Origin of the sequence: Candidatus Palauibacter sp., from assembly GCF_965237495.1 — a bacterium.
Lineage (GTDB): Bacteria > Gemmatimonadota > Gemmatimonadetes > Palauibacterales > Palauibacteraceae > Palauibacter.
Genome location: NZ_OZ250143.1, coordinates 2,678,851 through 2,705,847 on the forward strand (window position 1 = coordinate 2,678,851; position 26,997 = coordinate 2,705,847).

The following is a 26,997-nucleotide window of genomic DNA, read 5'->3' on the forward strand; positions in this document are numbered from 1 at the left end:
TCCTCATACTCCGTTCGGCGGGGGGCAGGTTTCAAGGTCCGGGCCCGTCAGGGGCTTCCGCCGTTCGACGCCGGAAGCATAACATGTACGCTCGTGGAAACAGAAGTGGAAACAGAATACGATCGCGCCTGCGCGAAGCTGCGGGCGGACCCCCGGCGCTGGCTGGTCACCGGGGCCGCCGGCTTCATCGGATCCAACCTCCTGGAACGACTCCTGGCTCTCGGTCAGGAGGTCGTGGCGCTCGACAACCTTGCGACCGGACGCCGCCGCAACGTCGCGGAGGCGGTGGCCGCGTCGGGCGCTCCCGCGGACCGGTGCCGCTTCATCGAGGCGGACGTCGCCGACCGCGAGGCGGCCGCGTCGGCGTGCCGGGACGTGGATGTCGTCCTGCACCAGGCCGCGCTGGCCTCGGTGCCCCGCTCGATCAAGGAGCCGCGCGCGACCTACGCCTGCAACGTCAACGGCTTCATCAGCGTACTGGACGCGGCCCGCGCCGCCGGCGTCCGCCGTCTCGTCTACGCCTCGTCGAGTTCGGTGTACGGAGACTCTCCCGAACTGCCCAAGGTGGAGGCCCGCATCGGGATCCCGTTGTCGCCCTACGCGGCGACCAAGCGCGTGAACGAACTGTACGCCGCCATGTATCGCCGCAGCTACGGCCTCGAGATCGTCGGTCTCCGCTATTTCAACGTGTTCGGGCGGCGCCAGGACCCCGACGGACCGTACGCCGCCGTCATCCCCCGCTGGATCGGCCTCCTGCTTCAGGGCGAGCCGTGCCGGATCTACGGGGACGGCGGGACGAGCCGGGACTTCTGCTACATCGAGAACGTGGTCCAGGCCAACCTGCTCGCCGCGACGGCGGAGGCGGGGGCGACGGGGAGGGTCTACAACGTGGCCTCCGGGGATCGGACGACGCTGAGCCGGCTGTTCGAGATGATCCGTGACGGGCTGGCGGAAACGCGACCGGGGCTCGAGGGCGTGGAGCCGGTGCACGAGGACTTTCGCGCGGGGGATATCCGGCATTCCTACGCGGACATCTCCCTGGCGTGCGAGCGGCTCGGTTACGCGCCCACCCACACCCTCGTCCCGGGTCTCGGGGAGACTCTCGACTGGTACGCGACCCTCTGAACGCGCGGGAATGGCCCCGGGCGCCCCACCACCCGGGGCCTCCGGGGCCGGACCTTCACGTATGGCGAGTCGACCTCGCCGCCTGCGACGAGGGGGACGGGGTCGCACTCCTGAGTTCCGACGAGCGGGCGCGAGCCGCGCGGCTCGTCTCGGCCGGCGCCCGGACCCGCTTCAGCCGCGCCCGCATCGCGCTGCGGCGGCTCCTGGCCGAGTACGTCCGACTCTCCCCCGGGGAACTCGCACTCGAGTACGGAGAACACGGGAAGCCGCGCCTCGCGCGGGAGACGGAACGCGATCGGACGCCGCTCTTTTTCAATCTCAGCCACTCCGGTGACCTGGCCCTCTTCGCCGTGGGCGAGGCGGGAGAGATCGGCGTCGACATCGAGCGCATACGGCCGCTGCGCCATCTGGAGGGACTCGCCCGCGACCATCTCTCGGCGGGGGAACGGGAGCTGCGTCCGGACTGGAGCGCCATCGAGGCGAGGCCGGAGTTCTTCCGGGTGTGGGCCCGGAAGGAAGCCATGCTGAAGGCCGCCGGGCTGGGGCTGTCACGCCCGCTCAGCCGGGTTGACACGATCCGCGGCCTCCTCGAAGGTCGGCCCTACTGGCTCCTCGATCTCCTTCCCGGAGACGGGGTTGCCGGCGCAGTGGCATGTACGCGTGCGCCCGCTGCCGTGCGCCGGTGGAGCTGGCCATGATCGGGCGGAGCCGCGCGCAGGTCCGCGCCCCCCTGAAAGAGGTTGACGGTAGCGGATTCGCCGCCGATAATGCCCCGCGACATTGCGGGTCGGGCTCGACCGCCCTGTACGGGATCCAACCTGCCCATCCTGCTGCACCAAACCCAGTGGCCCGGAGGTCGCACCATGTCCGACGCCGTTTTCGCGGCACCCAGTGAGCACTCCTCGCAGGTTCGCTACGACAACTACGGGGGCACGGTCGCTTCGGCGGATCGTGACCAGCTCCTGGCGCTTTGCGACCAGCTGAACGTCCGGTTCCTTCGCCTCGTGTTCATCGACATCGACGGCATGCCGAAGAACATCGAACTCCCGACGAGCAAGTTCGGCGATGCGTTCGACGGGAAGATCATGTTCGACGGCTCTTCGATCGCGGGCTACGTCCGCATCGAAGAGAGCGACATGCTGCTGAGCCCGGACCTGGACACGTTCCGCGTGTTCCCGTGGGGGAACCAGGAGGCGCGCGTGGCCCAGGTGTACTGCGAAGTGCGGCGGCCGTACAACAAGCCGTTCGGCGGCTGCCCGCGCGCGGCGCTCAAGCGCGTCGTCGCCCGGGCCGAGTCGATGGGCTTCAAGATGTACGCCGGCGTGGAGGCCGAGTTCTTCCTCTTCAACAAGAACGAGGACGGCAGCTGCAACATGGTCACGCACGACACCGGCGGTTACTTCGACCTCACGCCGTCGGACCTCGCCGAGCGGGCGCGGCGAGAGATGGTCACCGCCATGGAGGCGATGGGCATCGATATCGAGGCCGCGCACCATGAGGTCGCCGAAGGCCAGCACGAGATCGACTACAAGTACGGCGAGGCGCTGCGGACGGCCGATGACCTGATCACGTTCAAGTTCATCGTCCGGAACGTCGCGCTCGCGCACGGGCTCCACGCGACGTTCATGCCGAAGCCGATCTTCGGCGCGAACGGCTCCGGCATGCACACGCACCAGTCGCTGTTCGCGGACGGGAAGAACATCTTCCACGATGCGGACGCCGACTACGAGCTGTCGGACGTGATGCTCCACTACATCGGCGGGCTGAAGAAGCACGCGCGGGCGATCGCGGCCGTCTCGAACCCGATCGTGAACAGCTACAAGCGGCTCGTGCCCGGCTACGAGGCGCCGATCTCCATCGCGTGGTCGCAGCGCAACCGGTCGCCGATGATCCGGATTCCGGACCAGCGGGGCATGGGGACGCGGGCGGAGTTCCGGATGCCGGATCCGGCGTGCAACGGCTACCTGGCGCTGGCCGTCCAGCTCGCCGCCGGCCTCGACGGCATCGAGAACAAGATCGATCCGGGCCCGCCGCTCGACACGAACGTCTGGCGCCTCTCGGACGAGGAGCGCGAGCGGATCGGCCTCGAGGTGCTGCCCGCGAACCTCGGCGAGGCCGTGGCCGAACTAGAGGCGAACGAGGTCATGAAGGACGCCCTCGGCGACCACATCTTCGAGCAGTTCGTCAGCCGCAAGAAGGCGGAATGGAGCGAATACGTGGCGCAGGTCTCCGAGTGGGAGATCGACCAGTACATCGACTACTAGCAGGGCCGCCAGCCTGAGCTGATCAGCGGTCCGGGGGTCCCAGGATCCCCGGATCGTTGACGGCGTCGACGGCCACCACGAGGCCGGCGAGGTGCGTCTCCCCGGCGCTCCGCATGTCGGAGATCACGTTACGGATGCGGCTCAGCCCGACGGCGTGCCGGCGCCGGAAGGCCCGCATCGCCCGGTTGACCGTCGAGTCTTCCGCGTCCGCGATGACCTGCGCCGCCATCCGCGAGCGCGCCCGTTCGAGCCGCGTGACGAGGATGCGCGAGGCGCGCTCGTCCCACGGGTCGTCGGTGGCCCATTCGTAGATGCTGCTCCTCAGCCACGGGAAGTCGATGTCGTCGGCGAGCCCGAAGTAGACCTCTCCCACCCGCATCGTGTCCGCCCCGGTCTCGCGGACCAGGCGGGCGACCGGCAACAATTCTTCCACGTAGCGGAAGGTCGCCAGCGACAGCGCGGCCTCGGGATCGAGCCCGTCCATCTCGTGCAATGAACAGGTGGACCGGAAGCGCTCGAGCCGCTCGGCCCTGAGGAACTCCGGCAAGTTGGCGCGGATCGCGCCCACGGGCTCGTGGAGCCACTCGATCGCGTCCGAGATCGGCTGCGCCGGATCCACATGCTGGAGGAGCCAGCGCGTCGCGCGCGTGAGCGCGTCGCCCATCGCCAGGTAGCACTGGGACTGGGCTCCGCTCCGCATCGTGACGTCCGCCACGCGGAGTCGCTCGTACAGGTCCTCGGCGTCCGCGATGCGTGAGGCGACGTACCAGGTACGCGCCACCGTCGCGGCGGCCCGCCCCGTCTCGTCCATGAGCTGGATGTGGCTCGTGGCCCCCATGCGGTCGACGTAGCGGTTCGTCAGCAGCATGCTCGAGATGTGCGCCCGCAGCCGGTGCCCCTCGAGATCCGCGTCCTCGACCTCCTTCAGCGCGCCGAAGGGGAAGTAGTCCTCCACCAGCTCCATCATCGCGGGGTCCCTGGACGCGCTCGACGCGGTGATCGAGTGCTTGAGGTGGAGCTTGGAGTAGGCGAGGAGCGTCGCGAGTTCCGGCCGCGTGAGGTGCGCGCCGACGTTCTCCCGCTCGAGGAGTTCGTCGCCGGTGGGCAGGTATTCGAGCGCCGCGTCCAGGATCCCTTCCCGCTCGAAGCGCTGGATCACCTCACGGAACACGGCCGGCTTCCGCCTGGCGCGGATGTAGTCGAGGCTGAGCGCCATGCTCTGGCTGTAACAGTTGCGGAGAACCTTGTACGAGACCTCGTTCGTGCACTCCCTGAGGAGGTCGTTCCGTGCCGTCGGGTCGATGGCTCCGCGCGCGAGCGGCGCCCCGAGCAGGATCTTGAGGTTGACCTCGTGGTCGGACATGTCGACGCCGGCGGAGTTATCCACCGCGTCCGTGTTGATCCGCCCGCCGGCGAGCGCGAACTCCACCCGCGCGCGCTGGGTGAAGCCGAGGTTGCCCCCTTCGCCGACCACCCGGGCCCGGACGTCCGTGGCGTCCACCCGGGCCGCTTCGCCGCTCGGATCGCCCACGTCGGCGTCGCGCTCCGAGCCGGCCTTCACGTAGGTGCCGATGCCGCCGTTCCAGAGCAGATCGACCGGCGCGGTGAGGATGGCGCGGATGAGTTCGTTCCCGTTCACCGTCTCGCGGTCGATGCCCAGCCGCTCGCGAACCGGCGGGGAGAGGTGGATCTGCTTCTCCGTGCGCTCGTAGACGCCGCCCCCCTCGCTCAGGAGAGCCGCGTCGTAGTCCGCCCACGACGAGGCCGGCAGGTCGAACAGCCGCTTGCGCTCGGTCCAGGACATCTCGGGGTCCGGGTCGGGATCCAGGAAGACGTGCCGGTGATCGAACGCCGCCACGAGCTTGACCTGCTTGCTCAGCAGCATCCCGTTGCCGAACACGTCGCCGCTCATGTCGCCGACGCCGACCGCCGTGAAGGGCTCGTTCTCGTAGTCGATGTCCGCTTCGCGGAAGTGGCGCTTCACGCACTCCCAGGCGCCGCGGGCCGTGATCCCCTCCTTCTTGTGGTCGTACCCCTGCGATCCGCCGGAGGCGAAGGCGTCGCCGAGCCAGAACCCCGCTTCCGCGGCGAGTTCGTTGGCCGTGTCGGAGTTCTTCGCCGTGCCCTTGTCCGCCGCGACGACCAGGTAGGGATCGGGCTCGTCGTGGATGACGACCCCGGCGGGGCGCGTCACCTCGCCGTCGACCACGTTGTCGGAGATCTCGAGCAGCCCTCGGATGAAGTCCCGGTAGCTGTCGAGTCCCGCGGCGAGCCGCGCCTCCCGGTCGTCCGGCAGCCTCTTCACGATGAAGGCGCCCTTCGCGCCCCCCGGCACGATGACCGCGTTCTTGACCCGCTGCGTCTTGACGAGCCCCAGCACCTCGACCCGGAAGTCCCCGTAACGGTCGCTCCAGCGGATCCCGCCGCGCGCCACGTCGTCCATGCGCAGGTGGGTGGCTTCCGTGCGGGGCCCTCGCAGGTAGACCTCGTGCTTCGGCTTCGGTTCCGGGATGAAGTCGACCGAACGGCTCGCGATCTTGAGGGCGAGGAGCGGTGAACGGCGCAGTTCGCCCCGGTAATGGTTCGTGCGCACCGTCGCGTGGACGAGTTCGATCATGCACCGCAGAGTGCGGTCGTCCTCGATCCCCCGTACCGAGGCCAACCCCCGGTTGAACTCGCGCCTGAGACGATCGAGGGTCTTGTCGGAGTCCTCGCGCGCGCCCGGATCGAAGCGCGCCTCGAAGGCCCGGAAGAGGCAGCGCGCGATGGCGGGGTACAGGACGAGCGGGAACTGGCCGCCCGTCGGACTCGCGACGGCACCGACCCGGAAGCTGTAGCCGGCGTAGGCCCGGAGGACCGCGACTTCTTCCCACGAGAGCCCGGCGGTCACGATGAGTTCGTTCAGGCGGTCGTCCTCGGCGGCCCCCTGCTGGATCGCCCGCAGCGCGTCCGAGATTCGGTCTTCCACCGCCTCGATGTCGAGGTCGTAATCGCGTCGCGCCTCGGCCTCGAAGATCTGGAGCTTCGCGGGGAGCGTCTCGTCCCCGGCGGCCAGCGCCTCGTCCTGCAGGTCCACCGTGAAGCGGACCGAATCGAGGACCCTCAGCCCCAGGTTCTCGAGCGTGGGAATCACGTCGCTGAGCACGTACTGGCCCTGCTCGGCGTACAGGCGGAGCTGGTAGTGGCGGCCCGTCTCCGAGGTCGACCGCCTGAGCCGAAGCTGGCTCTCGCGCGTCTCGGCCAGCCGTGCGAGCCGGGCGACGTCCTCGACCGCCGTGTCGATGTCCATCGCCGCCTGGTATCCCGACGAGAACTGCACGAGGTGCGTCGCCAGGTGATGGCCGCGGGTCGCGCCGTGCACCGCCGAGAGGGCGTCCTCCAGCCGCTCCTCCCACGTGCGGACGATCGAGCGGACCTGCTTCTGGACCGCGTCGAGGTCGACCGGCCCCGCTTCGTCCGGATCGTGCGCCAGATAGAAGTGCAGCCGCGCCTGGTCGCCCTGTCCGAGGGCGAGGTGGTAGTTGAGGAGGCCTCCCTGGTACGCCTCGATCAGCGCCGCCTGCAGCTTCCTCCGCACCTGCCCCGAGAAGTGGCTCTTGGGAAGGATGACCATGACCTGCACGCCGCGCCCGAGCTGGTCCGGGCGCGCCGTGACCCGGACGTCGTCCGCCCCGGCCGTCGTCATCACCGCGTCGATGACCGAGCGGATCTCCTCCACCGAGGCGAGGAACAACTCCTCCTTCGGCATCGAGTTGAACGTCTGGAGGATGACGTTGTAGTCGTGCGATCCCGGAGGCGCGGCCTCGAGCTGCAGGATCTCGCGCAGCTTGCGGCGCAGGATCGGGATCGAGGAGGCGTCCTGCGAGAACGCCTTCGCGGTGAAGAGTCCCAGGAAGCGGTGTTCCCCCCGCACCGTCCCGTCCGCTCGGAGTCGTTTGATGCCGACGTAGTCCATGCGGACATGGCGCCGGATCGGGCTCTCGGCGTTGGTCTTGGAGATGATGAGCAGGGGCCCGCCCAGCACCCGCGCTCGGAGGTCGGGGGCGAGCCCGGAGAGAGGCCTGGGTTCGTGGTACTTGGACCTGGCGTCGTCCCTCAGAATCCCGAGCCCGCTTCCTTCATCGACGTGGATCCAGTCGCGCCCGTCCTCGTCCTCCTTGATGTTGTACGCGCGGTAGCCGAGGAAGACGAAGCCGGGGTCCACCAGCCAGCGGAGGAGTTCCTGGATCTCCTCCAGTTCGCCCGCGCGCCAGGGAATCTCGCTGCGCTTGGCCTCCAGTTCGCTGACAAGCGTTCCCGCCTGCTCGAGCATGGCCGGGAAGTCCTGGGTGACGGCCTTCACCAGTTCGAGACGCCGACGTACTTCGGCCTGCAAGGTCTCCCGGCTCGGCGCGTGGTGCGCCCCGTCGAGGACGACGTGGACCACCGACATCCGCGCGCCGTCGGCGGAGCGGTCTCGGATGGCGACCACGCGGCCAGACCCGTCGCGGTCGACGACGACGACGGGGTGGAGGAGATGAAGGATGTCGAGCTCGATGGAGTGCAGGTACTCGCGCAACGTGTCGACGATGAAGGGACGGTCCTCCATCACGGTCTGCAGCACGCCGCGCGAGGCATCCTCCGGATCCCAGTCGATCCGGATCGCGATGTCGCCATCGGTGGCGCCTTCCAGGAGCCGGTAGAGGGCGGCGACATCGTCCGCGAGTCCGTCCAGCGGGCGTCCATCCGCGATATTGGCGTAGCCGCGGCTGAACAGCCGCCGGGAGAGGCCGCGCACGGCTTCGGGCGGCGCCCCGGTGAGCCGAGCTTCGACCTCGCGGATCAGCGGGTCGAGATCCTGTTGCTGGGCAGGCTTGTGTTTCATGCCCGTAGATACCCCATTGTTCCCGTCGGGGTCAACGGCGAGCGTGCCGGGAGATCAGAATCGGGAGAAAGACGAGACGGATGCACATATCCATCGAATACTGCACTGCTTGAAACTACGAACCGAAAGCCGCCAGTCTGGCGGCCACCCTCAGAGAACGGTTCGACAACCCGGAGATCGAGATGATCCCGTCCGGCGGCGGCCGGTTCGAGGTCGTGGCGGATGGCAATCTCATCTACTCGAAGGCCGCCACGGGCCGTCACCCCACCCATGAGGAGATCCTCGCCGCGCTCTGACGTTCCCGCGGGAACGTCTGCGGGGGGCGCGATGGCTCTGATGGCGGCTTAGCCGGGTCCGCCGGCACGCCCGTAGCGGTCCTCCAGGCGGACGAGGTCGTCGAGTTCCGGCGTGCTCACCTCGAGGATGACGCTGTCCTCGAGCGCTTCCATGCGGTGGACGTTCCCGGGCGGGATCGAGACGACCTCGCCCGGCGTCCATTCGAACACATCGTCGTTCAGCGTGAAGCGCATGCGCCCCGACTGGAGCAGCATCGTCTCGTGCTTCACCTCATGCTTCTGCAGCGAGAGGATGTGTCCCGCCTCGACCTCGAGGATCTTCCCCGCGTAGCGGCCGGTGTGGGCGTACCACACCTCGCGCCCCCAGGGCTTGTCGATGATCCTGGGTTTCCCGCGGCTCGCCCGCTCCTGATCCTCGGCCTGCTGAGGAGCGTCCGCCGGCTCAGGTTCCGCCGTGTGTCGTTCCATGGTGGGACATGATACACCTGCGGCCGCCGCGATGCCGGACCCGGGATCACATGAAGTGGGCGCCGCCGCTGGGGCCGCAACATTCAGCGCCGCCAGCGGCGCGAGCGTAGGTTGGTCGTCCTTGTGCGGCGGTCGGCCTTGAGGCGCGGCGTGATGGGCCGTCACCCCGCCGTAACTCGAAACCGGAGCGCATCCGCTGAGCACGCAATCCTACAGATTCCGGCTGGCCGGACTCCAGGAAGCGGAAGGTCATGTCAAGGCGGCGACGCTGGAGCGCTCCCTGCGCGCACTCCTCCGGACCGCTGAGCGTGCCACCCGGCTGCTGGCAACCGGAAGAAGCGGCGGCAAGGGCCGCAAGCCCGGTTGGCTCAGCGCCGCAGTGGACTTCACGATTACGGGACTCCGACCCGGCTCCACGGTCCTCGATATAGAGGCGCCCCGGCTTGGAGGCGTCGCGGGTCTCGATCCGGATCAACAGGACCTCTGGCTTCAGCAACCCGATGTGGACGACACGGCGCTCGATCTCGCGGCCCTCGCCATCAGCGAGGCCCAGAATGCCGAGGCGTCCGGCGATCGCTTTGACAGCTCCGTACTGGAGGCGATTCTCGAACTCGGGAACGCGGCGCGGACCGAAGGCGTTCGCTACGAACTCGTACCGTGCACGCCCGGGGGCAGCCGGTTTGTGCTCGAAGATGCCGCTTGCCCGCGGATCAGGGAGCGGATCAGCCTGATCCCGGCCCCGAGCGCGGCAGTCGTAAGCGGACAACTCGATGAGATCGGCCACGATCAAGGCAGGTTTCGGCTCCTGCTCGGCAAGCACGGGACGCTCCCGGGACGACTCGACCGGACCGTACTGGATGTGGAGACCCTGCGCCCGCTCTGGGGCAGGCAGGCCACCGTCGAAGGTCTGGTGCACTTCAAGTCCAACGGCCAGCCCCGTCTCATCGAAGCCCGCCGGATTACGACCCGCGCCGCGCAGGACGCCATATTCGAGAAACTGCCGATCTCCATCGCGAGCGGACCAAGAACCCACACGACTCAACCCGTGGCGAAGAGGCTGCGCCACGTCGATCCGATGATTCTTTGGGGTGCTTGGCCGGGGGACGATTCCATCGAGGAACTCCTGGCTGAACTCGATTGATGTCCGCGTCCCATGACCGCGTTCTACTTGACACAAACATCCTGCTGGGCCTCGCAAGGAAGGCTCCATGGGCAGAGCGCGCCTACCAAGAGTTCGATCTGGGAAACCGTGAAGTCGTGTCTTTCACATCGATCGTATGCAAAGGGGAGATCCTCGCGATCGCCGAAAAGCGCGGATGGGCCCAGACGAAACGGAGCCGCCTCGAACAGATCCTCCATCAATTCCCGACGGTTTCGATCGACGAACCTCAAATCGTCCACGCCTATGCCCTTATCGATGCGTGGACTCGCGGAACTGCGGTGGATTCTCCGGGCGTGGCGCCTCCCCCAAAACCCGCCCGCCGGATGGGGAAGAACGACCTCTGGATCGCTGCCACGGCGCACACCGCGGGTGCGGCGCTATTGACCGCGGACGAAGACTTCAGACACGTGGACGGAGTGTGGCTCAAGTTGTTGCTCGTCGACCAGAATCTGGTCAGATGAGGGCAGTGGAGCCGCCCGCCCCCGGAGCACGGGGCAAGAGCGACGTGCTCCGGGGATCATCATGCCCCCTTGGACGCTCGTCTGCACGCCCGGCGGCCTCGCGAGGCCGCCGGTTCCGGCGGGGGAGCGTACAGGCAACGCGGAAACCGTTGTCCTCTTCCGGTTCAGCGACACCGGCGAGATTCTGACGCCACGAGGAGCGGACAAGTAGAGTGCACAGGACAGTCATCCCTCTACATTCGACCTCGCCGAGATCAGGGCTTCAGGCTGTGCGATTCCCGCCTCCATTCCGGTTGACTTCTTGTGGCTTCGGGGCTTCCGGATTGCTTTCTTGACACCAGGTACGGGGTCCACCCCTCCATGCCGCAGCCGCAGTGCAGACGGTTCCATGGGTTGGAGCAGGGTTTTCTCGCGTTATGGGGAGGAGCAGTAACCGGTGGTGTTGCCATCCCACTTTGTGATTAGGAGTGAGAACTGATGACAACCTTCGCCTACCGTTTGCGATTCCGTTTTGTCACAGGAGAACGTCTTCGCATGGATGGCGCACCCACGACGATTTCGGTCGGCGGCCGGTCCTTTGAAGTAGGGATCGAGGAGGAGTATTCCAACTCGGTCCTTGCGAAAGCGAGTTCCGTCGTTCTTGAGGCTGGCAGCTTTGCCACACGAGAAAAAGCTGAAGAGTTCGGTCACACGTTGCGAGAGATCGTCCACTTGGCGGGGCTCTGCGCTGGCATCGGGGTGGACACGGGTCGAGATAGAGCTGATTTCGGCGTCAACGAATCTGCTCTCCGGGAGGCTGGAGCCTTGCCACCCCACGCACGGCTCCAGCCCGATCTGCACGGCATCATGATTTATCCGGACGATGGTAACAGTTCCCTTTTTCGTGCCAGTGGCAGGATCACCGTCAAACAGAGTCCCCAGCAGCTGCTTGGCGCTGTTGAGGAGCTTTCAGGGCCACCGTCTGTTCCACGAGTTGTCAGGGCTGTTCAACTGCTCAACCTGGCATTGGTGAACCCCGAGTCCCCGGCGAAGATCGTATTGGCTGTCTCCGCGGTCGAAGGAATTGCCGCGGGCCGGAACTGGACGGACGAACAACGCCAACTCCTCGAGGGGCTCGCGGACAACGTTCACAGTGATTCGCTCACGGAAGTTGAGTTGCAGGAAGTGCGAGACGCGATTTCGAAGTTGTTTCGCCTGTCTCTGCGCCAGTCTGTTATGCGTGTATTGGACAGGAACGGTTTGGAACACCTCAAGTCTGAATGGGACGACCTGTACGCGAAACGTAGCAAGCTAGTCCTAAAACAAGCGAGTAGGGCTCCCGGGGCGTCACTATGACTTTGGGCTGGGGATTATGGGCCGAGGAGTCGGCCGGAAGACCGTTTTTGGGTGGTGCCGAGACGGGGAGGCGGGGTTCTGGGCCCGGTGGGTGGAGATTTTTGGGGCGTTGTTTGGCGCCGGCGGACACCGGTCCCGGCGGATCCGGGTGGGGGTGTGGGACGAGCGGGAGAACGGGGGCGGCGTCAGCCGAAGCCGGTCCTCTCGATCGTGCGCCAGACGCTGAACAGACGGTCGGTGGCCGGCCGCCAGCCGATGATCCTGAGGGTGGTGCGCCGCGACCGGCGGATGACCTGGCAGGGCACGAGGATCATCTCGCCGACGAAGCGCCTGAACTCCATGGCGATGTACTTCCGGCGGTCGGCCTTCAGGTGCATCATCATGGCGAGCCAGCTCTTGAGGTTCCACGCCAGCGCCGCCATCACCATGTAGGCCCAGTTGCTCACCAGGTCATAGACCGGCACGCGCAGCGCGTTGACCCCGTTCTTCAGCTGTTCGATCACGTTCTCCTGGTCGCAGCGCGCGTTGGCCAGCCGGACGACTTCGGCCGCGCTCAGGTCCCTCCGGGTGGTGATGTAGAAGAAGTAGCGGATCTCGTCGACCAGGGTGAGCTCGCCCTTCATCTTGCTGATGTTCTTGCGCACGACCACCATCCGGTACGTCCCGCGGCACTTGGCCGGCCGGTACTCGTACTCGGCCACGTCCTCGTGGTTCAGCCGCTTGTTCACGTAGCCGCGCTCGCGCACGATCCGCCCCTTCTCGTCGGGCCGCTTGCTCCGCGCCTTCCCCGTCCGGGACGTGTGGCGCGGCTTGCGCTTCAGAGGCTTCCAGTCCTCCTCCTCCAGCGCCTCGGCCCGCTCGATGATCGCCGGCTGCGCGTCATGGCCGAAGACGAAGTCCGCCTTCTCGCTCCAGCGGTCGAAGTTGACGGTCAGCGAGAAGTCCGTGTCCCCGCGCACGCACACCCTGGGAACATGCGGCGAGACAAGGTCGAGGGCCTTGTCGATCCACGCCGCCGCACCTTGGTGGCTCACCGCGTTGCCCGGCCGGTTCACCAGGTAGAGCACCTCGCCCGTGTTGGCCAGCGACACGACCAGCGGGTGGTAGCCCCACACCCCCTTGTAGGACATGTCCATGCCCGCCTTCTTCCGGCCCAGCGTGGGCGCCAGCGTCCCGTCCACGTCCACGTAGGCCACCGGCCCCAGCAGCTCCCGGCCCCGCCCCCTCCACAGCCGCGGCCTGACCGCGTTGATGCACTCCATCAACTCGATCACGTCGGCCTCGGAGAAGCGCCGCGTGAAGTCGCCCGCCGCCGTCGGACTCGGGATCATCTCCGCGCCCAGCGCGTCCATGTACGCCGCGTCGTGGCGCGGGCCGCCCAGATCCTCCAGCCGCGCGCCCCCGCACAGCAGGTTGTAGGCGATGTTCAGCACGTGGTCCGACTCGTGGTACGGCAGGTGCCGCTTCAGAAGCTCCAGGTGCCGGTCGATCTCCCGCGCCAGCCCCACCTTCGACACCAGGCACCCCACCGCGCCGATGCCCCCGAAGCTCATCGCGCTCGTCCGCGACCCGATCTCGTAGTGGAGCCCGCCCGAGGCGAACACCGGGTTCGCCCGCGCCCGCCGGCGTCCCGCCCCACGGTGCCGCGACGTTACCTTCCGCTTCCGCCGGGCACTGTTCCTTCGGCTCTGCTCGTGCGATATTCTCTTCACCGGAAAGGCCTCCTGGTTGGGACCGGGCGTCCGACGCCCGAATCCGATAACTACAATCAGGATAGGCCTTTCCGGTACTCTTTGGTAGATGCCTTGCCCGAATCACGCTTGTTTTAGGGCTAGTTCACGGCACAGGCGATTTTACAGCCGAGGAATTGAGGAAAGTTGCGAGAGACGTGGTGGAGCTTTGCGGGACGATCGTGTTGACCATCGTTGGGGAAGAACGAAGTCTTCCGGCGGTTGTCGGAACGACTCATTGGGCGCGGGTTCGACACCCTAGCGGCGGTAGGGAATGAGAGAACCATCCTGCATTACGCGGCCCGGTGGAGTCTCCAGCGGCGCGGGCATTGCTCGAACCTCGGTCTCCGCGAGCCTCGAGGCCGTGAATCAACCGGATCGGACGCCGCTGCACCTGGTGCCGCGCGTTCCAGCACCCGCCGCGGGACCCGACGGTAGGGGGATAGCCGGGCTCCCCGGCGGGATCGAACCGCCCCGCTCGGAAGATGGATATGGGGGATGCCGTTACTAGCGGCAGCCCCCGCCGCGGCCCCAGCTCATGGTGGGAGGCGGGTCGCGCCGCAACGCTTCGAGGTACGCGAAAGGATCCAGACCGGTGAGTCGGTTTCGATTGGCGACGGTCGCAATGCGGTTCGGGCCGGGATTCGGGGAAATCGGTTCCGCCGACGTCTCGGGCGGGGTCTCGGCTGCCGTCTCCTCCGGGGCTTCCAGTTGAACCGGCGGAGCCGGCGTCCCGTCTTCTCCCTCCACGGGCGAGACCGTCTCGCGGCTCAGTCTGAGTTCGGGGCTCAGCCGCAGCGGATAGACGCCCGCGGCGAGCACATTGTACGTCGCGCCGTCCTTCTGGAGCGTGCCGTCGATGTAGAGGAAGGGCTCGAGGCGGATCGCGGCGCGGCATTCCTGATATACGTCCGGCTTCACGATCGCGTTGATGGGCCCGGATTCGTCCTCCATGAGGATGAAGATGTATCCCTTCGCCGTGTGCGGGCGCTGGCGGGCCACCACGATCCCCGCCACCCGCACCTCGCTCCCGTTCGGGAGATCGGCGAAGCGGGCCGAGGAGACGGTACGGTCGGGCAGGTGGTCGCCCACGAGCGCGAACGGGTGATGCTGTGAGGCGGCGAAGGAGAGGATGCGGTACTCCGCGATCATCTTCTCCATGTCGTGCGTGCCCGTGAAGCGGAGATCGGCGTAGGGGTCGTCGAGCGCGAGTTCGATCTGGCCCTGGTCCGAGCGGTCGGTGTTCCGCCGGCCGCGCACCGGCGGCGCGTCTCCGCCCAGTCCCGCGGCGCTCGTCGCGAGTTCCCGGCGGCGGCGCTCCGTTTCGGTCTCGGCCTCGGGGCCCAGCCACAGCCCGGTCTGCCACAGCAGGTCGCGGCGTTCGATCCCCAGCGAATCGAGCCCCCCGACCCAGATCAGGTTCTCGATCGCGGCCCGCTTGAACGCGGCCGGGGTCCGGCGCAGAAAATCGGGCAGCGACGTGAACGGCCCGCCGCGCGCGCGCTCGGCCACGATGAGTTCGGCCACCTCGGCCCCCAGGTCGCGGACCATGCCGAGCCCGACGCGGACATCGTCCCCCTCGGGGGTGCACGCGACCTCGCTCGCGTTCAGGTCCGGCAGCCGCACGCCGACCCCGTGCCGGCGCGCGTCGCGCCCGATCGCGTCGAGCGAGTAGAACCCCATCGGCTGGTTGTTGAACAGCCCCACGTAGTACTCGGTCGGATAGCGGTCGCGGAGCCAGGCGGACTGGAACGCGAGGAGCCCGAACGCCACCGCGTGCGACTTCGGGAACCCGAACTCGGAGAACGCGACGACCTGCTCGAACACCTTCTTCGCGGTCGGGCCGTCGACCCCCTTCCCCATCGCGCCGTCGCGGAACGCCTCCCAGTACTCGAGCAGCGCCTCGCGCGAGCGCTTGCGGCTCATGGCGCGCCGCAGCCCCTCGGCCTGCCCGTCGCTGAACCCCGCCAGCGCCTTGCACACCTGGAGCACCTGGTCCTGGAAGATGATCACGCCCAGCGTCTCCCCGAGCGCTTCTTCCAGCAGCGGATGGTCGTAGGGAACGACGTAGTCCGGATCCGCGCGCAGTTTCTCGCGCCGCCGGACATACGGATTCACCGCCCCGCCGACGATGGGGCCCGGCCGCACGATCGCGACCTGGACCGCGAGATCGGCCAGATTCCGCGGCCGCACCCGACGCAGCATCTGGATCTGCGCGCGACTTTCGACCTGAAAGAGGCCCACTGTATCTCCCGAACAGATGCGGTCGTAGATCTTCTCGTCTTCATAGTCGATGCGGGAGAGATCGGGCATCTCGCCGTGGCGCACGTGAATCGTCTCCACCGCCTCCTCGACGAGCGACATCATCCCCAGCGCGAGGAAGTCGATCTTGATGAAGCGCGCGTCGTCGCAGGAGTCCTTGTCCCACTGACAGAGGACGCGTCCCTCCCAGGCGGCGGGCTCGAGCGGGACGATCTCCAACAGCGGCCGGCTCGAGATGATCATCCCGCCCACATGCTGGGAGATGTGTCGTGGGAGCCCCTTGATCTCCTCGGCCAGTTCGGCGAACACCTGCCAGATCCGCGCGTTCGCGCGCGCCTCGAGACCCGGAATCCGCTCGAGTTCCGCCATGAACCCGCCCTCTCCCGGCTCGGCGAGCCTGGCCAGCTTCTCGATGTCGCCGGCCGGGAGGCTGAGCGCCTTGCCGAGTTCGCGCACGATCGAGCGCGTGCGGTAGGTGGGAAAGGTGCACACGAGCCCGACGTGATCGTACCCGTAGCGCTCATAGACCGCGAGGATCAGTTCTTCGCGAATATCGCGCGCAAAGTCGATGTCTATGTCCGGGACACTTTCCATGGCGTCATTCAGGAACCGGCCGAGGAAGAGATTCGTCTGTACCGGATCCACGTGGGAGAGCCCGATCAGATAGCAGATGATGGAGGAGACGGAGGACCCGCGGCCGCGCCCGGGCGGGAGGAGTTGGCGCGGCATCGAGTCGCCCCGCACGCGGTGCGCGACCTCCCGGGCCAGTTCGAGGATGTCGTGATACACGAGAAAGAATCCTGCCAGCCCGTGACGGTCGACGAGCGCGAGTTCGGTGGCGAGCCGCTCTTCGGCTTCTCTCCGGTACCTGCTGCCGGGAGGATATCGGGTCTCGAACGCCCTGCGGCACACATGATGGAGCACGCGCATGGCGGGTGCGAAGCCGCTCCCCTTGAAGTCGGGGAACCGGTAGCCGAGGTCGGCCGTAAGATCGAACGCCCGGCAGCGCTCGGCGATCGCCCGCGTGTTGCGGAGCGCGTCGGGCCGCGATGCGAAGCGCCACTGCATCTCCCGGGGCGAGGCGAGGTGGAAACAGGCGTTGGGACGGCGGAGGGCGTGGGAATCGTCGACCGTCGTCCGGTTCCGGATCGCGACCAGGATGTCCTGGAGACGGTGCCGGTCCGCGATATGGTAGTGGACGTTGCCCGTGGCCACGACCGGGATGCGGAGCCGGTCGGCCAGCGCCCCCAGCGCCCGCCCGCGCGCGAGGTCGCCGTGGACCGCGTTGTGCTGCAGTTCGATGAAGAGGTTGTCGGCGCCGAACGCGTCGCGCAGACGGCCGGCCAGCCGCTCGGCCTCACCCGTCCCCCGCTCGAGCGCCGCGAGGAGCGGACTGCGGCGACACCCGCTGAGGAGGATGAGCCCCTCGGACCGTTCGAGGAGCACGCCGAGGTCGAGCCGGGGCTCCCCGCGAGGGTTCTCCATATGTGACTGGGTGATCAGCCGGCACAGGTTCGCATACCCCACCGCATTCTCCGCCAGCACCGTGACGTGGCAGCGGACGGCAGCTTCGTTGGCCCGTTCGTCGGCCCCCGTCCCCGCGAAAGGCGAGGCAAGGGTGAGTTCGGCGCCGGTGATCGGCTGTAACCCGTGGGCCCGGGAGAACTGCGCGAACTCCATCGAGCCGTACAGCCCGTCGTGGTCGGTGAGCGCCAGCGCGGGATAGCCCAGTTCGAGCGCGCGCGCCGCGAGTTCCTCGGGCTTCGACGCGCCATCGAGAAAGGAGTAGGCGGAGTGCGCGTGCAGCTCGACATAGTCGACAGCTCCCCGAAGGGCCGAGGACCGCAGACGAGACACGCGCGGCCGGGCGTCCACGGTACCTACTCCGGCTGCAGGAACCAGCGATCCAGCATCAGATCGTGGTAGGCCGTGAGCTGCGCGCCGTTCTCGAGCACGATCGAGAAGTAGGCGCGAGAGATCGGTTCCCTCCACCACTCGTCATCGATCCGCCACTGGTCGAGCACCGCGCAGATCCGCCGCCACCGCCCCCGGATCTCGAGGCTCACGGGCACGCCGGCGGCACCGAGCCGGACCCGCACCGGACGCGGCCGGTTGAGCGGGCGCAGCTTCCCCGCGGGCGGCTTCGGCCTCGTCGCCACGGGTGGCTCAGGCCAGTTCCATGAGCGCGTGCCGCCGCTCGGGCAGACGTGACTCCGGTTCGAGTTCGAGCACGCGGTACAGCGCGGCGGCGCCGAGCCGAAGCCGCAGCAGGCGCGCCGCGTGCCGGAACGGGGGCAGAAGTTCGCCGTCCTTCGTCTCCAGCGAACCGAGCACGCGCGGGGTGCCTTCCCTCTGGTCGAAGAGCCCGGTCTGCGCGCTCGCCGGGCCGAAGCGGAACAACTCGAGCCGCAGCGTCTCGACCGCGCGCCGGGGCCGGTCGAGCGCGATCCGCGAGCGCAGAAACGCCCCGAGCCGCTCAGGCTCGCTCGTGGGTTCCCGGGCGATCGCGCGAATGGACCAGGAGCCGCCTCCCTCGAGGCTCGCCGACACCCTGAGACCGCGGACACTCTTGCCTCGCCGCCGCGGATGCTCGAGCGCGCGATGGATGAGCCGGTCGAGCGCGGCGTGCAGCATTTCGAGCTGCCCGATCGGCATCGGGAAGTCGAGCGAGACGCGGATCGGCCGGGCCGGCGCCTCCGGCCGCACCCGGTCGATGCGCTCCCCCCGCGCCCAGGCGAGCGCCCGGCGCCCGTCGGCCCCGAACTGCGACACGAGCGCCGGCTCGGGCATGCGAACCAGCCGCCCGAGCCGCCCGACCCCGAGCCGCTTCAGCCGCCGGACCATGCGCGGCGACACCGGCAGCACCTCGACCGGCTGCGGCGCGAGAAACGCGGCGAGATCGGCCGGCGCCACGCAGACGGCCGCGCCCGGCCGCCCGGAATCCGCCGACCGCCCGGGCCCCGCGGACCGCGCCGCGACCCAGGCCGCGAACTTTCCCGGCGCGTAGCCGAACCGGGCGCTCGACGCGAGCCACGGCGACAGCGTCTCGAGCCGCGCCCGAAGCCCGGCGAGCTGCCGCCCGGGCGGGCCGTACAGACGTTCGAGCCCGTCGACCCCCACGAACAGCCGGCCCCGATCCACCGACCCCTCGACGACCGGACTCCACAGGCGGAGGATCTCCAGAATCCGGTCGCGCGCCGCGTCGTGGAAATCGGGATCCGGCTCGCAGAGGACGAGCGCGGGACAGAGCGCGATCGCCTGCGAGACGATCATCCCCGGCTCGACCCCGAACGATGCCGCGAGCGTACACCCCATCTCGATGCGGCGCCGGTCCCCCGCCGTCGGTAGCGCGAGCGGCTGGTCCGCGAGCGATGGCGTCCGGACCCGTTCCAGCTCCAGCTCGAACCCCGGCCACCAGAGGCAGAGCGCCATCCGGCTCCCGCGACCTGCGTCCATGCGATTTCTTCCAAACCCAGAAAACCGAATAAAGCCCGAATATCGGGCCGGCTAACCTAGCGGTTCACGAGAGGGATGCAAGGGCACCGGGCACCTTTCGCGCCACCGCCGCCCTGCGTCATTCTCGTGGCCAGGCCCCGGGATGGAGAGTGGACATGGACGACATCGAAAGCGGTGTGGGCGACGGCGGGTTGGAGGAGCTTCTCCTCTCAATCGACCGCCCCGGCGACTATTGCGTCGGCGGCCGGCTGTACGCGGCGATGCCGAAACTGACCGTGGAGGGTGTCGGAGATCTCTCGTTTCCGGTGCCCGCTTCGCAGCTGCGCGCTTTGATCGCCGCCTCGCAGCTCGCCCCGTACGGCAAGGGAACGAAGACGCTCGTGGACACGTCGGTTCGCGACTGCCGGCAGATCGACGTGGAGCGGATCCGGCTGGCCGGCCGCGGATGGCGGGATTCGTTCGACGAGATCATGGACCGCATCGCGCGCGGCCTCGGCCTCTCCCGCGATCTCCTCGGTGCGGAACTCTACAAGCTGCTCGTTTACGAGCCCGGAGGCTTCTTCTCATCTCACCGCGACACGGAGAAGAGCGACGGCATGGTCGCGACGCTGTCCGTCACGCTGCCGACACCTTGCGTGGGGGGCGAGTTGGTCGTTCGCCACGGCGACCGCGAGACCGTCTTCGACATGAACGCGGAGGAGCCGTCCGAGGTGGTCTTTGCGGCGTTCTACGCCGACTGCCCGCACGCAGTGCGGCCCGTGGTCGAGGGATACCGCGTGTCGCTCGTCTTCAACCTGTGCCTCCGTTCTCCCGGCGAGACGCCGCCGGGGGCACCCGACTACGCCGCCATCGCGGACCGGGCCGCCGAAAGTCTGTCGGTTTGGCGGAAGAAGGGAGCGACTGACAAACTCGTATGGGTCCTCGATCATCAATACAGCGAGGAGGGTCTGTCCTTTGACGCGCTGAAGGGGATCGACGCGGCCCGGGCGCGCGTTCTGTCGTCTGCAGCGGACCGCGCGGGTTGCGAGCTGCACGCGGCGGTTCTTCACATCGAGGAGTACGGCTTGCCCTTGCTGGAAGTATACGACGGCGGGTGGGGCAGTTCGTGGGACACCGGCTACAGCGACTCGCAATTCGAGGAGGTAATTGACGCCTGGCGATGGCTCGATGGCTGGACGGGTCGCGACGCCGGCCGGCCGCCCTTCGGGCGCGTACCGCTCAACGACCACGAGCTCCTGCCCGCCGGGGCGCTTGACGACGCTGAGCCGGATGAGCGGCGGCTGAAGGAGTCGACCGGCAACGAGGGCGCCAAGCTGGAACTTACGTACCGCTTGGCCGCGTTCGTGGTTTGGCCCCGTTCGAAGACGGTGGACATCGTGGCGAGTGGCCGCATCGATGGTGCCGGGCGGGCCGAAATGCTTCGCTTCCTCTCCGCGGCGGCCGACGGAGATGATCTTGTTCGCTTCGTGCGCCGCGTCACTATTCCGAAGTACGACGGAAGCGAGAACGAGGCTTTGGCCGACGTCATGGGCATACTCGGGCCCACCACCGCCGCCGAAGCGCTGTCCGCCCTTGTACGGGAACACCTCGCCCGGCGGCCGAAGGCGATTTCGTCGCTCCTCATCCGGATTGGCGAGGCGGCGACCGGGGCTTCGGCGGCAGGAGCTTCGGCGGCGGCGTGGCGCGAGGTGGCGCGGGAAGGCGCCAAAGCGGCGCTTCTCGCTGTACCCGCCGCGCTGGCCCCGGCAGCGGGCGCTCGGCGGCAACCGGACTTGGGCGAACGGCCCGACGAACCGTTCGACCACGATGCCCTACGCGATCTGCTGGTCCTGGCCGGCCGCTTCCGGCTCATGGACGAGGCCGAAACCGCGGCCCGGGCGATCGCCGACCATCCAGAGCGGGTGACCCCGGAGCGCGTGCTCCCGGCGGCGCTGGCCGACGCGCGGGAGCACGAAGGCGTGGCCGGGGCCGACATCTACGCATGCCTGTGGCGGGTGTCGGCGGACGCCCTTCTGGCGCGTAGCTCACTGCCGCCCGAGGCACCCCGGGACTGGGCGGTCGCCGCGGACCTTCCGTGCGATTGCGAGCACTGCGCCAGCATCCGGGCCTTCTGCGAGGACCCGGTCGCCCGCTCGGCGCGCTTCCCGCTGCGGAAGGATCTGCGCCGCCACCTGCACCGGGAGATCGACCGTTATCGTGTCGACTTGACCCACGTGACCGAGCGCCGCGGCAGCCCCTACACCCTGATCTGCACCAAGACCCGGGCCAGCCACAACCGGCGCCTCGCCGAGTACGCCGAAGATGTGGCCTGCATGCGCTCCCTGCTGCGGTCGGCACCGCCCGGCGAGCGGGATGACGCGCCCTCCTCCCGCGTCGCACAACTGGCGGCGGCGGTCGCGGCCGCGCCGGACAAGGCGAGATGACGCCGAGCCGAACTCCACCCGGCGCGCTCACGCCGAGGAGCTGGGCGGCGTTCGTGGCCCGGACGATCCTCGGCCTCATCTTCTTCATGGCCGGGTTCTGGAAAGTGTTCGAACTCGGGGCCCTCCAGCACGCGCACGGCATGTTCGTCGAGTCCTACGCCGACACGTTTCTCCCCGCCTGGTCGCTGTGGGCCACGGGGGTCGCGATCCCGTTCGTGGAGCTGGCGGCCGGGGCACTGATGTTGGTGGGGTGGCAGCGCCGGATCGCCGCGCTGGGGCTGGGGGGTGTCCTCATCCTCGTCACTTTCGGCCACCTGCTCGCCGAACCGCTCTACGTCTTCAGTGCGCACGTGATCCCGCGGACGCTGCTGCTCGTCCTCGTCCTCATCCTGTTCGAGGACGACCGCCTGAGCCTCGACGGCTGGCTCGCGCTCCGCTCCGCCTCATGACGACCACCTTCCCCCCGTCACGCCCGCAGTCCTGTTATCTTGTTCGGAACGCGCTCACGAAGCCTGTGCGCGGCCGTGAACGGCTCGGTGGAGGCGAGAATGCCCGACGCGAAGGAACCAGCGACACAGGGGGCTGCGCGTTCGCTCGATGGCGCGACGTTGGACGATATCGTTCGGCGGATCGTCGCCGCGTCTCAACCGGAAAAAGTCATCCTCTTCGGCTCCGCCGTCCGAGGCGAAATGGGCCCGCACAGCGATATCGACCTCCTCGTTGTCAAGCAGTGCGACAACAACTGGGACGTGATGGGGGACATCTACGAGGAGCTTTACGGCGTCGCGGCCGCAGTCGATGTCGTCGTCGTCACCCCCGGCGATGTAGAGCGCTACAAAGACACGCACGCCTTGGTCATCAAGCCGGCGCTGCAGGAGGGCCGGGTGGTCTATGACGCCACCTGAGCGTCTTCCATCGAACGATCCGCGCGAATGGCTCAACCGCGCGCGGAGCAATCTCACCCAAGCCAGGAACCGCCTTCCGGGCGTCTATCTGGAGGACCTCTGCTTTGACGCACAACAGGCGGCGGAGAAAGCCATCAAGGCCGTGCTGATCTCGCGCGACATCGAGTTCCCGTACGTGCACGACCTGGCGCGTCTGCTCCTGATCCTGGAGTCGCACGGAGAACGCATTCCACCTGATCTCCGGCGCGTGGGACGCCTCACCCGTTACGCCATCGCGACTCGCTATCCGGGGCCGGGAGTAGCCGTCTCCGAGGCGCAATACCTCGAAGCTCTCGAGATCGCCGAGACCGTTGTCACCTGGGCCGAGAAGCTCTTGTGATCTCCGACCCTCGCAGATAGCCCCCCAGCCCGATCCAATCCGCCCGGGCGTGCCTGTTGATACGGTGTTGACACGACGCAACATCGTGAGCCATGATCAGGCTCCGGAGGCATCCGAAGAAGGATATCGAGAAGGCGCTGGGCATCGCGCGAAAAGCCGGGTGGACGGTCATCCCGAAGTCCTCCGGGCATAGCTGGGGCGTGATGTACTGCCCGGCGACCTGGACTCGCACCTGCAGCAAATCCATCGCGTCCACGCCGCGCAACCCCGGCGATCACGCCAGAAGACTCCGACAGGTTGTGCGCCGATGTCCTCACGGAGAGAGACGAGAAGTCGAGAAATGACGACCCACAGCTTCACACTGATCGTCGAGGGAGTGGATATCAACGACCCGGACGTGTTCGACGCCCTCTACGAAGCCGGGTGCGATGACGCGACCATCGGGGTTACCAACGGTATCCCCGTCATGGATTTTGACCGCGAGGCGGCAAGCTTCAACGAGGCGATTCTCTCCGCGATCGCGGATGCCGAATCGGTCGAAAGCCTCCGGGTGGTTCGGATCGCGGACCCCGATCTGGTCTCGATGTCCGAAATCGCCGCCCGGATCGGGCGCTCGCGAGAGTGTGTCCGGTTGTGGGTGCTCGGAAAACGCGGACCGGGCGGATTTCCGCCACCCCTCAACGACCCTCACGACAGGTATCGGTTCTGGCGCTGGTCCGATGTGGAAGGCTGGCTGAGGGGAGTCCTTGGAGGTGAACCGTGGTCTTCCGACGACCACCTGCGGGCAGCGATCAACGCGACCCTCGAACTCCGGCACCACCTCGGCCAACTCGACCCGCAGGACTGTCCCGACCTCCGCGCTCTCGCCGGTCCCGTCCTTGGCGGCTGATCCGCCGGCCTTCGACCCATGCGGGAACCAAGAGGCGGCTCGTCGGTCGTATCCCCGAGACCTATAGGGAGGATGGGACATGGCCGGAACCGGACGAAGCAAGAGAAGAATCCAGTCCGCAGTGGCGTTGGCCGTGATAACGGGACTGACGCCTTTTGTGACCGCCTACGCCCAGCAGCGGCCGGGGAGTGCCGGCGGCGTCACGACCAGAGAGACGCTGCCTTCGGGCATCGAGCGCGTCACGAACGTGCTTCCCGACGATCCGTCTCCGACCTGGACGCTCGTCGAGGAACTGCGCGTCGGATCCGTGGACGGAGACGGCCCCGACGTCTTCGGCGAGCTGCGGGGGCTGGTCGTGCTGCCCGATGGGGGTTTCGCCGTCCTCGATTCGCAGGCCCAGGAAAGTCCGCGTCTTCGCGGCCGACGGCTCCCACCGGGCCACCTACGGCGGAGACGGAGAGGGTCCCGGCGAACTCCGCGACGCACACGGGCTCATGCTCGATCCGCACGGTCGTCTCTGGGTCACCGATCCGGCCAACGACCGCATGTCCGTGTTCGACCCCGACGCCGGGTTCCTGGATTCCTTCCGCTACCACTTCTCGTTCTACGCCTACATCTGGATGGGAACCATGACGGCGGATGGCCGGATCGTGCGCCCGACCCTCCAACCACCGGGCGTCGAGATCTACGACCTGAACATGGAACTCGTGGAGTCGTTCTCCGAACCGGGCGGTGGTGGCGGGGGGCTTACGGCGAGAGAGGCTGTACGGCGGGGGGAAGACGCCACGCCTTCACGCTTCGCCTGGCAGGCCCGTGACGGGAGCGGTGGGGGCTTCATGAGGGTTCCCTATTACCCTCGAGGCGTTCAGTACTACGGCCGCGATGGGACAGTCTGGGCCGGCGCCCATGAGAATGACCCGCCGGGCTATCGCCTCACGCGACAGAGCCTGACCGGAGACACGACGCTGATCGTCGCGGCGCGGAAGCCTCACCTCCCGGTCACGCGGGAAGAGCGGGCCGCGGCGATCGAAGGGATCCGGGAGCGACTACGGGAGCGGGGAGCGGACACGGACCGCGACTGGTCGAAGATCCCGGACGTGAAGCCCTCCATCGTCAACCTCTTCACTTCGGTCGAAAGCGATATCTGGGTCCGCACGCCTCCGGCGAGCGGAGAAGCCACGTGGGACATCTTCTCGGCGGACGGGACTTATGTCGGAGCGGCGACCTCTCCGGAGCTGAATCCCCTGCCCTTCCTGCCGCCCGTCGTGCGCGGTGACGAGTTCTGGGCCATCGTCACCGGCGCCTTCGGCGTCCAGCATGTCGTGCGCGCCAGGATCACGCCCTCCGACTGAGGCGGACCGGCTCGTTGTTGGCTTCCCGGATTGCGGGCGGCGCGTGCCCCCCCCCGTCTCGCATCGGACGATGAACTCCATCGAACGCCGTCGTCGTTCATCGAGATAAACCAGGATAACTTCGATAACATCGTGGCCCCCGCTTGGATGATCCGGGCGAACGGCGACTCCCCGCCATCTGCATTGGCCGACCTCGACCTTCGAAGCACGGTGCCGGGTGGATCTCGTGTAACCGTTTGCGGCGTCGGGCAGCAGCAATTCCCGCCACAACGTAATCCCGCGAAGATGCACGGCAAAACGGCGTCCGGGGGATACTCATCGGTTCCGGCCGCCGGGCGGGCCGGCGGTCACCTCCCGCGCGCCGGGGGGAATCTCGACGCGCTCGACGACGCCGCCCGGCCACTGGACCTCGATGGCCACCGGATCGGCCGAGAGGCCCAGGATCTGCACCGGGTCGTCGTGCGAGCCCGTCCCGGAGCCCGCCCTCACCTCGCGAGCCGGACCCATCCCGTTGGCGTCCACGACGCGCAGGACGGCCCCGATTCCGTAGCGGTTCTCCGCCGTTCCAGCCACGCGGACCCGCAGACCTGGCGAGTTCCCGGCCCCGCGGAAGAGGCGGGCCGCGCCGCCGTTCATCCCCAGCACAAAATCGAGGCGGCCGTCGCTATCGACGTCCGCGGCTGCGGCGCCACGCTGGTCCCCGTAGGCGGCGACCCCTGACTCCTGCCCCGGCACGGGACGGAAGCCGCCGTTTCCCTCGCCCTCGAGCCACAGGCCGCGGCCCGCGTCGTAGCGCGGCGTGTCCTCGTCCGTGGCGTAGAAGTTCTGGGACAGGAAGAGGTCCTCGCGTCCGTCTCCGTTGGCATCGACCACGAGCAGCCCCAGGGACGGCGCCCGCTGAGCCTCGCGCGGGAGCGGCGCGGCCTCGAAACGGTCCCCTCGGTTAAGGAACAGCATGTGCCTGAGTTCGGTCGCCTCCAGCCGTCCCTCCGGCCGGGAGCCCAGCACCTCCTCCAGATCCGCCTCCGCGTAGAGTAGGCGGGTCGGCATCCGCTCGGCGACGGGCGGGATGTGTTCGGCGAGACGGCCCAGCGAGGCCAGCGGCGCCGCCGCACCGAGCCGCTCATCCCGCTGCGCTTCGATCAGGTCGAAAGTGCCGTTCAGATCCACGTCTCCGAAGTGGAGTTCGAGCGGCGCCTCTGCCGTCGGGCGGTATTCCGTGTTGTCCCCCCAGGAGATGGCCACGAGGTCCGGACGGCCGTTCCCGTCGAAGTCGCCGGCCGAGACCCCGTTCCACCGGCCGACCTGCTCCCCCAGTCCGACCTGCGAGGTCACCTCCGTGAACCGCCCCCGGTCGTTCCGGAGCAGCCGGACGGGGCCCCAGTCGATGGAGAGGGCGAGGTCCGGATCCCTGAAGTGACCCCCAAAAGTTGGACACCCGATCTCCGGGTTTATTGCGCTGCTCAGCCCTCGCGGTAGAAGTCCTCGATGATTCCCAGGGGTGGCCGGTCTCCGAGGGAGGAGTGACGACGCACCCGATTGTAGTAGTTGATGACCGGTTCTCCACCTTGAACCGGCCGAAGAAGCTCTCCATCTCCGGGTTGTCCCTCGGTCCGCGGAGGGCAT

The 26,997-nt window shown here is 67.9% G+C and carries 20 protein-coding genes; 13 read left to right on the forward strand and 7 right to left on the reverse strand.

Annotation, left to right across the window (positions count from 1 at the left end):
- Positions 1 to 105 precede the first annotated feature (105 nt).
- From ACPXY0_RS11755 to glnA, 3 genes are all read left to right on the forward strand, one after another.
- Entirely contained in the window at positions 106 to 1,125 is a 1,020-nt protein-coding gene (locus tag ACPXY0_RS11755; RefSeq protein WP_423924752.1) for an SDR family oxidoreductase, read from the forward strand.
- Positions 1,044 to 1,823 (forward strand): 4'-phosphopantetheinyl transferase superfamily protein, encoded by a 780-nt coding sequence (locus tag ACPXY0_RS11760; protein WP_423924754.1) that lies wholly within the window; start codon positions 1,044 to 1,046, stop codon positions 1,821 to 1,823. Before ACPXY0_RS11755 ends, ACPXY0_RS11760 begins: the two co-directional genes overlap by 82 nt.
- A 165-nt stretch (positions 1,824 to 1,988) precedes the next feature.
- A complete protein-coding gene (gene glnA / locus ACPXY0_RS11765; RefSeq protein ID WP_423924756.1) occupies positions 1,989 to 3,389 on the forward strand; it encodes a type I glutamate--ammonia ligase in 1,401 nt (466 codons plus the stop codon).
- A gap of 22 nt (positions 3,390 to 3,411) precedes the next feature.
- On the opposite strand, the gene ACPXY0_RS11770 is transcribed toward glnA, so the two are convergent.
- Complete coding sequence (locus ACPXY0_RS11770) at positions 3,412 to 8,253, reverse strand: NAD-glutamate dehydrogenase (RefSeq protein WP_423924758.1); 4,842 nt, start codon at positions 8,251 to 8,253, stop codon at positions 3,412 to 3,414.
- An 80-nt stretch (positions 8,254 to 8,333) separates the two neighbouring features.
- Here ACPXY0_RS11770 and ACPXY0_RS11775 point away from each other — a divergent pair, with 80 nt between their 5' ends.
- Entirely contained in the window at positions 8,334 to 8,549 is a 216-nt protein-coding gene (locus ACPXY0_RS11775) for a SelT/SelW/SelH family (seleno)protein (protein ID WP_423924760.1), read from the forward strand.
- A 48-nt stretch (positions 8,550 to 8,597) separates the two neighbouring features.
- On the opposite strand, the gene ACPXY0_RS11780 is transcribed toward ACPXY0_RS11775, so the two are convergent.
- The gene (locus ACPXY0_RS11780; RefSeq protein WP_423924762.1) at positions 8,598 to 9,017 is read right to left on the reverse strand and encodes a cupin domain-containing protein; all 420 of its coding nucleotides are present in this window, start codon (positions 9,015 to 9,017) and stop codon (positions 8,598 to 8,600) included.
- A gap of 379 nt (positions 9,018 to 9,396) precedes the next feature.
- Between ACPXY0_RS11780 and ACPXY0_RS11785 the strand changes: the two genes are divergently transcribed.
- The 3 genes from ACPXY0_RS11785 to ACPXY0_RS11795 all read left to right on the forward strand — a co-directional run bounded on the left by ACPXY0_RS11785 (position 9,397) and on the right by ACPXY0_RS11795 (position 11,975).
- Positions 9,397 to 10,158 (forward strand): hypothetical protein, encoded by a 762-nt coding sequence (locus ACPXY0_RS11785; protein ID WP_423924764.1) that lies wholly within the window; start codon positions 9,397 to 9,399, stop codon positions 10,156 to 10,158.
- Positions 10,158 to 10,640 (forward strand): PIN domain-containing protein, encoded by a 483-nt coding sequence (locus tag ACPXY0_RS11790; RefSeq protein WP_423924766.1) that lies wholly within the window; start codon positions 10,158 to 10,160, stop codon positions 10,638 to 10,640. Before ACPXY0_RS11785 ends, ACPXY0_RS11790 begins: the two co-directional genes overlap by 1 nt.
- A 477-nt stretch (positions 10,641 to 11,117) precedes the next feature.
- Positions 11,118 to 11,975 (forward strand): hypothetical protein, encoded by an 858-nt coding sequence (locus ACPXY0_RS11795; RefSeq protein ID WP_423924768.1) that lies wholly within the window; start codon positions 11,118 to 11,120, stop codon positions 11,973 to 11,975.
- A 185-nt stretch (positions 11,976 to 12,160) separates the two neighbouring features.
- On the opposite strand, the gene ACPXY0_RS11800 is transcribed toward ACPXY0_RS11795, so the two are convergent.
- The 4 genes from ACPXY0_RS11800 to ACPXY0_RS11815 all read right to left on the reverse strand — a co-directional run bounded on the left by ACPXY0_RS11800 (position 12,161) and on the right by ACPXY0_RS11815 (position 19,423).
- Positions 12,161 to 13,687: an IS1380 family transposase gene (locus ACPXY0_RS11800; RefSeq protein ID WP_423924770.1), complete on the reverse strand. Its 1,527-nt coding sequence runs from the start codon at positions 13,685 to 13,687 to the stop codon at positions 12,161 to 12,163.
- 525 nt (positions 13,688 to 14,212) lie between these two features.
- Complete coding sequence (locus ACPXY0_RS11805) at positions 14,213 to 17,842, reverse strand: DNA polymerase III subunit alpha (protein WP_423924772.1); 3,630 nt, start codon at positions 17,840 to 17,842, stop codon at positions 14,213 to 14,215.
- Between the two features lie 5 nt (positions 17,843 to 17,847).
- Positions 17,848 to 18,126: a hypothetical protein gene (locus ACPXY0_RS11810; RefSeq protein WP_423924774.1), complete on the reverse strand. Its 279-nt coding sequence runs from the start codon at positions 18,124 to 18,126 to the stop codon at positions 17,848 to 17,850.
- A gap of 7 nt (positions 18,127 to 18,133) precedes the next feature.
- Positions 18,134 to 19,423 (reverse strand): DNA polymerase Y family protein, encoded by a 1,290-nt coding sequence (locus ACPXY0_RS11815; protein ID WP_423924776.1) that lies wholly within the window; start codon positions 19,421 to 19,423, stop codon positions 18,134 to 18,136.
- A 155-nt stretch (positions 19,424 to 19,578) separates the two neighbouring features.
- Here ACPXY0_RS11815 and ACPXY0_RS11820 point away from each other — a divergent pair, with 155 nt between their 5' ends.
- The 6 genes from ACPXY0_RS11820 (at position 19,579) to ACPXY0_RS11845 (ending at position 25,371) form a co-directional block, all read left to right on the forward strand.
- The gene (locus tag ACPXY0_RS11820; RefSeq protein WP_423924778.1) at positions 19,579 to 21,846 is read left to right on the forward strand and encodes a 2OG-Fe(II) oxygenase; all 2,268 of its coding nucleotides are present in this window, start codon (positions 19,579 to 19,581) and stop codon (positions 21,844 to 21,846) included.
- Positions 21,843 to 22,295, forward strand: a complete 453-nt coding sequence (locus ACPXY0_RS11825) for a DoxX family protein (protein WP_423924780.1) — start codon at positions 21,843 to 21,845, stop codon at positions 22,293 to 22,295. Before ACPXY0_RS11820 ends, ACPXY0_RS11825 begins: the two co-directional genes overlap by 4 nt.
- Positions 22,296 to 22,394: 99 nt before the next feature.
- Entirely contained in the window at positions 22,395 to 22,751 is a 357-nt protein-coding gene (locus ACPXY0_RS11830) for a nucleotidyltransferase domain-containing protein (protein WP_423924782.1), read from the forward strand.
- Complete coding sequence (locus ACPXY0_RS11835; protein ID WP_423924784.1) at positions 22,738 to 23,130, forward strand: HEPN domain-containing protein; 393 nt, start codon at positions 22,738 to 22,740, stop codon at positions 23,128 to 23,130. The genes ACPXY0_RS11830 and ACPXY0_RS11835 overlap by 14 nt, the downstream gene beginning before the upstream one ends.
- Positions 23,131 to 23,470: 340 nt before the next feature.
- Positions 23,471 to 24,019 (forward strand): helix-turn-helix transcriptional regulator, encoded by a 549-nt coding sequence (locus ACPXY0_RS11840; RefSeq protein WP_423924786.1) that lies wholly within the window; start codon positions 23,471 to 23,473, stop codon positions 24,017 to 24,019.
- A 365-nt stretch (positions 24,020 to 24,384) separates the two neighbouring features.
- Entirely contained in the window at positions 24,385 to 25,371 is a 987-nt protein-coding gene (locus ACPXY0_RS11845; protein WP_423924788.1) for a hypothetical protein, read from the forward strand.
- A 315-nt stretch (positions 25,372 to 25,686) separates the two neighbouring features.
- Here ACPXY0_RS11845 and ACPXY0_RS11850 read toward each other — a convergent pair whose 3' ends face one another.
- Entirely contained in the window at positions 25,687 to 26,997 is a 1,311-nt protein-coding gene (locus ACPXY0_RS11850) for a CRTAC1 family protein (protein WP_423924790.1), read from the reverse strand.